Origin of the sequence: Dissulfurispira sp., from assembly GCF_036745535.1 — a bacterium.
In the GTDB taxonomy this organism is placed as follows: Bacteria; Nitrospirota; Thermodesulfovibrionia; order Thermodesulfovibrionales; family Dissulfurispiraceae; genus Dissulfurispira.
Genome location: NZ_DAIOFX010000021.1, coordinates 1 through 10,084, shown reverse-complemented (window position 1 = coordinate 10,084; position 10,084 = coordinate 1). Strand labels below are relative to the sequence as shown.

General features: G+C 42.9%; 13 protein-coding genes. 7 read left to right on the top strand and 6 right to left on the bottom strand.

The genetic code is table 11. The annotated features are described in order from the left end of the window. The first annotated feature begins 98 nt into the window (after positions 1-98). The 5 genes from purN to V7L97_RS05530 all read left to right on the top strand — a co-directional run bounded on the left by purN (position 99) and on the right by V7L97_RS05530 (position 3,186). Positions 99-752, top strand: a complete 654-nt coding sequence (gene purN / locus V7L97_RS05550) for a phosphoribosylglycinamide formyltransferase (RefSeq protein WP_333654038.1) — start codon at positions 99-101, stop codon at positions 750-752. 159 nt (positions 753-911) lie between these two features. Continuing rightward, positions 912-1,511, top strand: a complete 600-nt coding sequence (locus tag V7L97_RS05545; protein ID WP_333654036.1) for a DUF2301 domain-containing membrane protein — start codon at positions 912-914, stop codon at positions 1,509-1,511. After that, a complete protein-coding gene (gene rsmD, locus V7L97_RS05540; protein WP_333654034.1) occupies positions 1,508-2,110 on the top strand; it encodes a 16S rRNA (guanine(966)-N(2))-methyltransferase RsmD in 603 nt (200 codons plus the stop codon). The genes V7L97_RS05545 and rsmD overlap by 4 nt, the downstream gene beginning before the upstream one ends. A 47-nt stretch (positions 2,111-2,157) precedes the next feature. Further along, on the top strand, positions 2,158-2,655 hold the full coding sequence (coaD, locus tag V7L97_RS05535) for a pantetheine-phosphate adenylyltransferase (RefSeq protein ID WP_333654033.1): 498 nt from the start codon (positions 2,158-2,160) through the stop codon (positions 2,653-2,655). Between the two features lie 6 nt (positions 2,656-2,661). Then, complete coding sequence (locus V7L97_RS05530; RefSeq protein ID WP_333654031.1) at positions 2,662-3,186, top strand: cysteine hydrolase family protein; 525 nt, start codon at positions 2,662-2,664, stop codon at positions 3,184-3,186. Here the strand turns inward: V7L97_RS05530 and V7L97_RS05525 are convergent. The 4 genes from V7L97_RS05525 to V7L97_RS05510 all read right to left on the bottom strand — a co-directional run bounded on the left by V7L97_RS05525 (position 3,183) and on the right by V7L97_RS05510 (position 5,202). Beyond that, a complete protein-coding gene (locus V7L97_RS05525; protein ID WP_333654028.1) occupies positions 3,183-3,905 on the bottom strand; it encodes a hypothetical protein in 723 nt (240 codons plus the stop codon). The genes V7L97_RS05530 and V7L97_RS05525 overlap by 4 nt on opposite strands. Positions 3,906-3,965: 60 nt before the next feature. Next, entirely contained in the window at positions 3,966-4,160 is a 195-nt protein-coding gene (locus V7L97_RS05520; RefSeq protein WP_333654025.1) for an HD-GYP domain-containing protein, read from the bottom strand. Continuing rightward, positions 4,147-4,548 carry an HD-GYP domain-containing protein gene (locus V7L97_RS05515; protein WP_333654024.1) on the bottom strand — a complete coding sequence of 134 codons (402 nt, stop codon included), beginning with the start codon at positions 4,546-4,548 and terminating at the stop codon, positions 4,147-4,149. The genes V7L97_RS05520 and V7L97_RS05515 overlap by 14 nt, the downstream gene beginning before the upstream one ends. A 114-nt stretch (positions 4,549-4,662) precedes the next feature. Further along, on the bottom strand, positions 4,663-5,202 hold the full coding sequence (locus V7L97_RS05510) for a hypothetical protein (RefSeq protein ID WP_333654023.1): 540 nt from the start codon (positions 5,200-5,202) through the stop codon (positions 4,663-4,665). 117 nt (positions 5,203-5,319) lie between these two features. Between V7L97_RS05510 and V7L97_RS05505 the strand changes: the two genes are divergently transcribed. Together V7L97_RS05505 and V7L97_RS05500 are read left to right on the top strand one after the other, a co-directional pair. Then, positions 5,320-6,477: a nicotinate phosphoribosyltransferase gene (locus V7L97_RS05505; protein ID WP_333654022.1), complete on the top strand. Its 1,158-nt coding sequence runs from the start codon at positions 5,320-5,322 to the stop codon at positions 6,475-6,477. Between the two features lie 3 nt (positions 6,478-6,480). Next, entirely contained in the window at positions 6,481-7,317 is an 837-nt protein-coding gene (locus tag V7L97_RS05500) for a DMT family transporter (protein WP_333654020.1), read from the top strand. Here V7L97_RS05500 and V7L97_RS05495 read toward each other — a convergent pair. Beyond that, complete coding sequence (locus V7L97_RS05495; protein WP_333654018.1) at positions 7,312-8,535, bottom strand: ABC transporter permease; 1,224 nt, start codon at positions 8,533-8,535, stop codon at positions 7,312-7,314. The genes V7L97_RS05500 and V7L97_RS05495 overlap by 6 nt on opposite strands. 22 nt (positions 8,536-8,557) lie before the next feature. Further along, positions 8,558-9,772, bottom strand: coding sequence for an ABC transporter permease (locus V7L97_RS05490; RefSeq protein ID WP_333654016.1), 1,215 nt, complete (start codon positions 9,770-9,772; stop codon positions 8,558-8,560). Positions 9,773-10,084: the final 312 nt, after the last annotated feature.

The following is a 10,084-nucleotide window of genomic DNA, read 5'->3' as shown; positions in this document are numbered from 1 at the left end:
AGAAGTCTCTACCGACATTGATATGCCGGTTGATTTCTCAAAGCAACACGACCATTATCTCTATGGCATTCCAATATTATAATAATACAGGAGTATAAATGCTTAATCTCGGCGTGCTTGCATCGGGCAGAGGCTCGAATTTTCAGTCTATAATCGATGAGATAGAGGCAGGCAAACTCGATGCATCAATTAAACTCCTCGTAGTTGACAATCCTGACGCCTACGCCATAGAACGTGCAAAAAAACATTCCATCGAATATTTATATATAAATCCAAAGGAATTCTCCACAAAGGATGATTTTTTCTTAAAGGTATCAGATGAACTAAAGGCAAGAAATGTTGAGCTTGTTGTACTTGCAGGATTTATGCGTATTGTGAGAAAGCCTCTGATAGATGCCTTTCCAAATAAAATTATGAACATCCATCCTGCCCTTTTGCCTTCTTTTCCTGGACTTCACGGGCAGAAGCAGGCAATGAATTACGGCGCGAGGATCAGCGGCTGCACTGTGCATTTTGTTGATGAGGGAATGGACACAGGGCCTGTAATTATTCAGGCGGCAGTACCTGTATCTCCCGACGATACAGAGGAGACACTTTCGGCAAGGATTCTTAAACTCGAGCACAAGATTTTCCCTGAGGCGATAAGGCTCTACGCAGAGGGCAGGCTGAGTGTTGAGGGAAGGGGTGTGAAGATAAAGGGCTACGAACTGAAAGACGAATATATTGTAAATCCGCCATTAAGGTTGAAATGATAGGGCATAACATTTTCGCTCATTCTCGGCGGGCATCCAAGCCCGCCTCCGAGGCTAAGCCAGCCCGCTTAGACATCCATGTCACGCCTGGGCTGCCTAAGTCCACTCAAATGTCATGCCCTATCAATTTGTCTATTAAAAGTCGTATCTGAGGTAATCATGGAACAGTGGCCGACATTGGAAGAGCAGATAGAGCAGGCAGGCATATATTATCCGAGAAAGTATGACATCACATACAGGATAGGTTATGTCCTTCAGAGCATTGGCGCCCTTGGCTTTGCCATTCTTTATGCCTTGGGATCAAAACTGCAAATAATACCCTTTGTGATATTCGATGCAGGCATAGCTCTCTCATCGATATTTCTCCTTGTCTGGAAGGCAGAAATTAAAAAGTTTATACTCAGGATGACCTTTGCAGGAATAGCACTTCAAATCAGCAGTATTTTTGTCGGTCCTATCGATGCCTTTTATGCTGGAAAGATGTTTTTCTTAGGATTGGGGCTTACCCTTGCCGGCGGTGCTGGATTGGTGGGCAAGGAGGCCTATTGCTTCAGGTTTAATGAGGGGTGGCTTCTTTTGATGGTTTATCCGTTGGCAGTAATTCCAAATTTGTTCGGCTTCGCAAGCCATAGGTATAATCTTATAGTTTCCGCTGTTATAGCTGTTTTACAAATCTCATTTTTAAGAAGAAAACTGTCCCAGCCCCTTTTGAAGAAATGCGAAGGCAATGTGTGCGGACTGCCTGAAACAAAGAAATGAGAATTTCCGGTGGCATCGCAAAGGGAAGAAAGGTTGGACTTAGAAAGGCCTTTGTAAAAAAGGGCGAGGCTGGCGAATTAAGGCCCACCTCTGCAAAGGTAAGACAGGCAATTTTCAATATCCTCGGAGACAGAATAATAGATGCCGCATTTTTAGACCTCTATGCAGGCACAGGCGCTGTCGGAATAGAGGCATTGAGCAGAGGCGCCGGAAAAGTATTTTTTGTCGATGACAATTCTTTGAGAATTAGCATTATAAAAGAGTTGATAGAAAAGTTCGGTTTCAAGGACAGGGCCAAAGTCGTTAAAGACAGGGCTTCAAATTTTATAAAAAAATCCGAATCTGTTTTTGATATCATTTTTGTTGACCCGCCTTATGCCTCCGGAGAGCTTGATATAATCCTGCCCCTCATTGACGAGAGGAGTATTTTAGGGGATAATGGAGTTGTGATTGCCGAACATTCTTCCAAAAAGAAATTGATATCGGAAATAGGGATTTTAAGGCTTATAAAAACTTATAAGTATGGAGATACATCACTAACACTTTACAGAAAGGAGGAAAAGGTAGAGGTAAAGGAAAAGCATAGGAAAACAGATTAATATTTTTTCCTTATCTTAACCTTAACCTTTGCCTTTACCTGTATTTTATGAGATTAGGCATTTATCCCGGAACATTCGACCCAATAACAAACGGACATCTCGATCTTATCAAAAGGGGATTGAGGATATTTGATGAAATTATAATAGCGGTTGCCCCAAGCCCCAAAAAACAGCCCCTTTTCACACTCGAAGAGAGGTTGAGGCTCACAAGGGAGGCGGTTAAGGATTGTAAGAATGTAAGAGCAGAGGCATTCAATGGCCTTCTTGTCGATTATGTGAGGAACAGAGAGGGTGTCGCAATTATAAGGGGTTTAAGGGCTGTATCTGATTTCGAATATGAGCTTCAGATGGCACTGATGAACAGAAGGCTTGATATGAACATAGAGACTGTCTTTATGATGCCTTCAGAAGAATTCTCCTTTCTTACATCCACCATTGTTAAGGAGGTGGCATCCTTCGGAGGTTCTGTGAAGGGGCTTGTGCCTGATATAGTAGAGAAGGCGCTGAAGGAGAAGTTTAAGGTAATCGAGGATATTGTGGAGTAAAGACCAATGCCAAAAGAGGCGCTTTTAATTATCGATATGCTCAATGATTTTGTCCTTCAAGGCGCTCCCCTTGAAGTGCCTGAAACGAGAAAGGTCATTCCTGCAATAAAAAGGGAGATAGAAAAGGCAAGGGAGGAGGGCAAGCCGGTTATATACGTCTGCGATGTCCACGAGCCCGATGATAAAGAATTCTCAAAATTCGGATGGCCTGCACATGCAGTTAAAGGGACGGCGGGCGCTCAGGTTGTGGATGAATTAAAACCGCAAGTCGATGACATTATAATCGAAAAGACGACATATTCAGGATTTTATAATACAAAACTAAATGAGACATTAAAAAATCTTGGTGTCGATAGTCTCAGGCTTACTGGATGCGTTACGCATATATGCGTTATGTTTACTGCATCCGATGCGGTATTGAGGGATTATAAGGTTACGGTTGTAAAGGATGGCGTTGCAGGGCTTTCAAAGGAAGACCACGAAGCAGCATTGCGAATAATGAAGAATGTAATGGGGATAAATTTAATTTAAGGATTGTAATATTTTTTATTTTTAGGCATATATTCCTGCTCTACATAACCGCCGTAATCATGCGGATACTTGTAGCCTTTACCGTGTCCTAATTTCTTAGCCCCCGGATAATGGCTGTCTTTCAAATGATCAGGCACTTCCATTGTCTGCTCGTTCTCAATATCCTCCATTGCAGCCTCTATTGCCTTGTAACAGGCATTGCTTTTAGGGGCATTTGCAATGTAAATTGTTGCCTGTGCAAGGGGAATCCTCGCCTCGGGCATTCCTATAAATTCCACTGCCCTCAGTGCTGATGTGGCAATTACAAAAGCCATAGGGTCAGCGTCTCCAACATCTTCAGAGGCGCATATAACAATCCTTCTTGCTATGAATCGAGGATCTTCCCCTGCATAAAGCATCTTTGCAAGATAATAAACTGCTGCATCAGGGTCGGATCCCCTCATGCTCTTTATAAAGGCCGATATTGTGTCGTAATGCTGATCTCCTTTTTTGTCATATACAATGACCTTTTTCTGAATGGATTCTTCTGCTACTTGAAGGGTTATTTTTATTATGCCGCTTTCATCAGGACTGGTTGCCGGAGATGTGGTTAATGCTGCTACTTCAAGTGCTGACAATGCCTTTCTTGCATCGCCGTCAGACATCTTTGCTATATGTTTCAGGGCATCCTCATCTGCGTATATATTTGCCGAGCCCGCGTTCCCTATCCTGAATTGCATTATTCAGGAGACTTAAGATATTTTCCTCTGTGAGCGGTTTTAATTCAAATACCTGACTCCTCATTTTATCTTGCCGAGCATCTTTATAAATGTCTTTAAGAGATCAGGGTCGTAATCACCTGTCTCTTTTGCAACGATCGATAATGCATAAAACGGCGAGAACGCCGGCTTGTAGGGTCTCTGTGTTGTCAGTGCATCGTAACAGCCTGCAATTGCCGTTATTCTGCCGAACAGCTTTATATTATTTCCCGACAACTGAAAGGGATAGCCTTTTTCCTGTTAGTTTTTCATGGTGTTGTATGACTGCAGCAAAGGATTCCTCGGGTATTTCTTTATGGGCGCGCAGTATCTTCTCTCCTTCGATAACATGGCTCCTTAATACTTTATATTCGATATCATTGAGCTTCCCTTGCTTGTTCAGAATTTCGTAGGGCATGGCACTTTTACCTACATCGTGTAGCATTGCCCCGATCCCGAGTTTTTCTACATCGTCTGTTTTGAGTTCGATTGCCATTCCCAGTCCAATGGACATAATAGCCACATTTACGGAATGCGTGTATGTGTAATAATCATAGCCTTTCAATAAAAGCAGGTCGTAAATGGCATCTTTGTTTTTCAAAATGCAGTCAATTATGTTATCCACCGTGGACTTTACTTCTTTTATCTTCTCCCCGCTCCTCGGATTATCGAGGAGGTCCTTTATTATTATCTTTGAATTCTCTCTTATGACCGCTGCCTTTACCTTTAAGCTGTCTTGTCAGGATGTACTGTCTTTTAATAACGAATCGAGATAGGCATTATAAAGCTGAACATCCGACTTTTTTATGACAATGTCTCCGCTTGCATTTAATATATTCTCATCTATCTTTACAGGCGACTTCTCTGCGGCTTCGACAACAGGGCTGAAGACAAGTTTGTCCAGCGTAAAGAGGCTGAAGTTTATCATTGTTCCCGGGACAAGGATGTTTCTGTCTATTTGATAATACTGCTCCTTATGGTAGGAGTATTCTTTGAATACTGCAGGGTCGTCATAGAAAGAGGTCTTGTGGGTCTTTGTCTGGGGAAGGTAACGCTCAGGCAAAGGAACCTCTTTCATTTTAATGTAAATTTCCGAGATGCCCCTCTTTTTAAGAAGATCCCTGGTGATGTTGGTATAAAGCATCCCCTTGCTGAACAGTTGTTTTGTGAGGCCCTTATCTTTGATAAACACATCAAATGGCAGGCGCATCCCTACGATCAGTTTATCTACCTGCACAGGCGTATCTGGCTCGTCGATTTCTCTGTATTTTGTTACCATGGTCAGTATTTAATAAACATAGGTTTTTAGATTGATTCTATATCTTTTTGGGTTTATTATATTTAGGTTATACAGTAGTTAATAGCCGGTAGCAAGCAGTTCAAAAAGGAGGCTATTATGTTTCATACAGCAGACCCTGAAGATGTATTAAGCGGGAAGATTACGGATGTTTATTTCGAAAGGACATTAAGAATACTAAAGGCAAAAGGGATCAATCCGATAGTAAAGGCAGAATTTATAGCAAAGAGTTTCCCTGATAACTACCCATGGGCAATATTTGCCGGACTTGAAGAGGCACTATATTTATTGAAAAACCTTCCCATAAAGGTTAGGGCGATGAAAGAGGGCACTATTTTCTATACATACGAGCCGGTGATGGAGGTAGAGGCGCGGTATCAGGACTTCTGCGTGTATGAGACAGCAATCCTCGGCCTGATATGTCAGGCATCAGGTGTTGCTACAAAGGCAGCCCGGTTCAAGAAGCTTTCAGGGGAAAGGCCTGTAATCAGTTTTGGGGCAAGGAGAATGCATCCTATACTTGCACCCATGATCGAAAGGAATGCATACATCGGCGGATGCGACGGCGTTGCTGTTGTGAAATCAGGCGAAATTATCGGCGAAGACTCGATGGGCACGATGCCCCATGCGCTGATAATATGCATGGGCTCAACTGTTGATGCAATTAAGGCATATGATGAGGTTTTAGAGCCGAAATTTAAGAGGGTGGCGCTTATTGACACATTCCTCGATGAAAAATTCGAATGTCTCAATGTAGCAGAGGCAATGGGCGAGAGGCTTTTTGCAGTGAGATTCGATACCCCTGCTTCAAGGAGGGGCAATTTTTATCGTATCCTTGAGGAATGCAGGTGGGAGCTGGATCTCAGGGGGTATAAACATATAAAATTCTATGTAAGCGGCGGCATAAAAGAGGAAGACATTCCTGTTCTGAATCCCGTGGTTGATGGTTATGGCATAGGCACATCAATAAGCAATGCACCTGTTGTCGATTATACAATGGATATTATGGAAGTCGAAGACAAACCACTCGCAAAAAGGGGGAAATGGTCAGGGAGCAAAAGGGTATTGAGATGTCCTGCCTGCAATAAGGGGACTATAGTCCCTCACAATAATAAACAGCATAAATGCGAGTGCGGTGCGATATTTGAGGATATACTCATTCCGGTAATGGACAACGGGAAATATCTCATAGACATGCCTTCGCATAAAGAGATAAGGGGTTTTGTTTTAAGCCAAATAGAAAGGCATTCCATTTAATTAATGTTTTACATACTGACTGCCATATTCCTCTGGAGTTCCCTCGGCATTGTCATAAAGCTCTCAGGCATGCCCGTGCATCTGCTGATGTTTTTTTCCTGTATCATCTCGGTATCATTAATCGGTCTGATCCTCACAAAAAAGGAATTCAGGCAGTATATGCCGAACAGGAAGGGGGTTCTGCATCTCTTTGTTCTCGGTCTTATAAGCCTGATCAATACATTTTCATTTTTTTATGCATATAAAAATACATCCGTTGCCAATGCTGTTTTGACCCATTATACCGCGCCTGTGATGGTTGCATTCCTTGCGCCAATATTTTTAAAAGAGAGACTGACCGTCAGGGTATTGATAGCCGTTGCTGTTGCTACCGCAGGTTTATGGATTATGCTTGGTGTTTCCGTAAGCCATTTTTTCAGTCTTGTGATTGCTGGAGATAAAGACGCCGGCGGCATCCTTGCAGGGCTTTTTTCGGGATTTGCCTATGCGGTGCTGATAATCATTATCCGGATACTGGCACAGAACTTAAACCCCATGATCATGACATTTTTTCAGAATCTCTTTATTGCCGCTATGTTGTTGCCATCTGTCTCATTCTCTCAGGCTCTTAACTGGTGGGCATTCGGCGTGATGGGAGTTGTGCATTCAACTATAGCGCCTATTCTTTATTTCAGGGGCATGAGAGACGTAACTGCCAACAAGACCGCCATATTAGGCTATTTAGAGCCTGTCTGTGCAATAGTTTTAGGGATGATATTTCTGGAAGAGGCAGTGAATTACAAGACGATAATCGGCGGTTCGATGATACTGTTTTCAGGGTATCTCACGATAAAATCATGACCTTATTATATCCACTGGCTGTATAGTGGTTGCCTTCTTAGAAGGGTATATCCCTGCCAGTATTCCCACAGCCACAGAAGCAGCGAAGGACAGCATAATACCTGCCAGAGAAATTGTGAACGGCAGCTCTGATATACGGAATATCACGGCGCTTGCGATAAAACCGATTGCCACTCCCACCATGCCGCCGATGAAAGATATAAACGAAGACTCCATGAGGAACTGAAGTATTATATCTCTTTTTCTCGAACCGACTGCCCTCCTGATGCCTATCTCCACACGCCTTTCATTTACGATGAGTATCATTATGGAAAGGATTCCGAGCCCTCCTATCAGGAATGAGACCACAGATGATATCCTTCCCAAAACCGTTATCATAGATGTGGTCTGTGTCTTCAAGGCCATGACGTCCTTTAAATCTATGACTGTGAAGTCTTCTTTTTTATCTCCCCCGATCTCATGCCTTTTCCTTAATATATCCTCGATCTCTGCCTTTGCAGCGGGAATCGATCTGTCATCTATAGTCTGGACATAGATGCTGTTGATGAAATCTTTATTGACAAACCTCCTGAGGTACGTATTAAGCGGTATGAATATCTGGTTGTCCTGATCGATTCCAGAAATATCAACGCCTTTTTCCTCCATTATCCCGATTACCTGACAGGGAACCCTGAAGATGAGAATATGCTTACCAATAGGATTTTCATCTCCGAATAATTTTTCTGCAACCCTTTTTCCAAGTACAGCAACCTTGTTTAGATTTCTGTTGTCGTTTTCTGTGATGAAGCTGCCTTCCTTCACGAAGTGATTCCTTATTTCAGTATAGTTTGGAGATGCCCCTACTACAAGCACGGATGTGAGTGCAATACTGCCGTATCTCACAGGAAAAGGCTTGTTCCCGGAGGGGGATATATTGCTCACATATCGAGAATTAGATGCAATTGCCTGTGCATCATGGAGGGTCAGGGTAGTTGCCTCGCTCAAAAGCCTTGTGCCCGAGACAACCCTTCTTACAATGCCGCTTCGCACAATAAGGAGATTTTTCCCGAGATTTTCTATCTCCATCTCGGTTTTTCTGGATAATGAATCCGACAGGTTGGATACGACGATAATGGAGAATGTGCCTAAAAAGACGCCCAGCACAGCAAGGGAAGTCCTCAGCCTGAAATTACACAACGAACGCCATGCGATTTTAAGATTCAGTGTTATCCTTTTCATTCACCCATTGCTCCATTCCCCTTCATCCCCTTATTGCCTCTATGGGTTTCAAGTTTGCAGCCCTGTTTGCAGGCTGTAAACCAAAACCTATTCCCACTGCCCATGAAAGGAGCAGCCCTATGGCAAATGCCTTCCATGAAAAATGGATAGGAAACTGTGCTATTAACATGAGGAGTTTTGAAGACAGCAGACCTAATAGAAATCCAAATAAGCCTCCGATGGTCGTAATAACCACCGACTCGCCGAGGAACTGTATTAGCACATCTCTCCTTTTTGCGCCTGCTGCCCTTCTTATGCCTATCTCTGTTGTTCTCTCTTTGACCGATAACAAAAACAGATTTGCGAGGACAAACCCGGCAACTATCAGAGATATGAGTCCCGTGACTCCTAAAAACATCACGAGCGAACCCGTTAGAGCAACGAGGAACTTTACTATCTCTTTTGGAGAAACAATCCTGAAGTCATCCGGTTCGTCGTCTAAAATCTTATGCCTTTGTCTGAGAAATGACCTGAGATCTTCCGCATGGGTGTAAAGATTCTCCTGATCAACAAATCTTATTCTGAATGCAGATACGTATTTCGTCTCATTCTGGAGTTTTTTCATTACTGTGGTTAGCGGGAGGATAATTCTGTCATCGAGATTGTGGCCTGAAGGAGAAGTCCCCCTTTCTGACAATACACCAACTATCTGGACAGGTATGCCTTTAACAAGTATGTATTTACCCACCGGGTCTTCGCTGTCAAAGAGTTCTTTTAACAGATGCTGTCCGATTAAACCGACATTCCTTAATCCTCTTACATCGTCTTCCGTAAAATCAGAACCCTGTATTACAGGCCATGTGAACACACGGCTGTAGTCGCTCGTAGAGCCTATTACCTGTGTTTGATGTTTCTTGTTCTTATATGAAACATTGGTATTGCCGATGGATGTAGTCGGAACCACCAGATAGGCGCTGGAGAATGCCTGTTTTACAGCCTCTACATCATCCAATGTCAGCGTCTTCTGTCTCAGACCTACTGCCCTCGCTTCCTCGCCCCCGCTGAATATCATCAGAGAATCAGGGCCAAACCTCGCCACAATATCAAGTGCCTCTTTATATGCCCCCTCTGTGGCGGCGACAATTACAGTGATCGATGCAATACCCAGTGCTACGCTTATCAGACAGAAAAAAGTCCTCAGCTTGAAGGCCCTTACAGCCCTGATTGATTGGGAAATTATTTTAACGAGCCTGTCCATAACCTCTACTTACTATAACTTAAAGTTAGGGATTTTATATATGTCAGGCACGGCTCAGAGACTTTAAAAAGTGTTAGTTCAGGTGTATATAAAAAAATTATAATCGCATTACCCAACAAGTGTCCAAAGTCGTAGATGACGGATGCAAGATAAATGTTTTTACAGGTGCAGAGTTTAAAGTCTTTTTGCCGCACCTGACATATATTTCTAAATTAAAATCGCTCAATTTAGGTTTTATAAATTTTTGTTGACATGATTTTTTCCCCTGTGTTAATGTTCAAGTCATGAACAGTGATAAAGCCCCTGATGAAA

Bases quoted from the DNA above. Each gene is read 5' to 3' on its own strand.
- purN (WP_333654038.1), top strand. From the start codon at position 99: ATGCTTAATCTCGGCGTGCTTGCATCGGGCAGAGGCTCGAATTTTCAG.
- V7L97_RS05545 (WP_333654036.1), top strand. From the start codon at position 912: ATGGAACAGTGGCCGACATTGGAAGAGCAGATAGAGCAGGCAGGCATA.
- rsmD (WP_333654034.1), top strand. From the start codon at position 1,508: ATGAGAATTTCCGGTGGCATCGCAAAGGGAAGAAAGGTTGGACTTAGA.
- coaD (WP_333654033.1), top strand. From the start codon at position 2,158: ATGAGATTAGGCATTTATCCCGGAACATTCGACCCAATAACAAACGGA.
- V7L97_RS05530 (WP_333654031.1), top strand. From the start codon at position 2,662: ATGCCAAAAGAGGCGCTTTTAATTATCGATATGCTCAATGATTTTGTC.
- V7L97_RS05525 (WP_333654028.1), bottom strand. From the start codon at position 3,905: ATGCAATTCAGGATAGGGAACGCGGGCTCGGCAAATATATACGCAGAT.
- V7L97_RS05510 (WP_333654023.1), bottom strand. From the start codon at position 5,202: ATGGTAACAAAATACAGAGAAATCGACGAGCCAGATACGCCTGTGCAG.
- V7L97_RS05505 (WP_333654022.1), top strand. From the start codon at position 5,320: ATGTTTCATACAGCAGACCCTGAAGATGTATTAAGCGGGAAGATTACG.
- V7L97_RS05500 (WP_333654020.1), top strand. From the start codon at position 6,481: ATGTTTTACATACTGACTGCCATATTCCTCTGGAGTTCCCTCGGCATT.
- V7L97_RS05495 (WP_333654018.1), bottom strand. From the start codon at position 8,535: ATGAAAAGGATAACACTGAATCTTAAAATCGCATGGCGTTCGTTGTGT.
- V7L97_RS05490 (WP_333654016.1), bottom strand. From the start codon at position 9,772: ATGGACAGGCTCGTTAAAATAATTTCCCAATCAATCAGGGCTGTAAGG.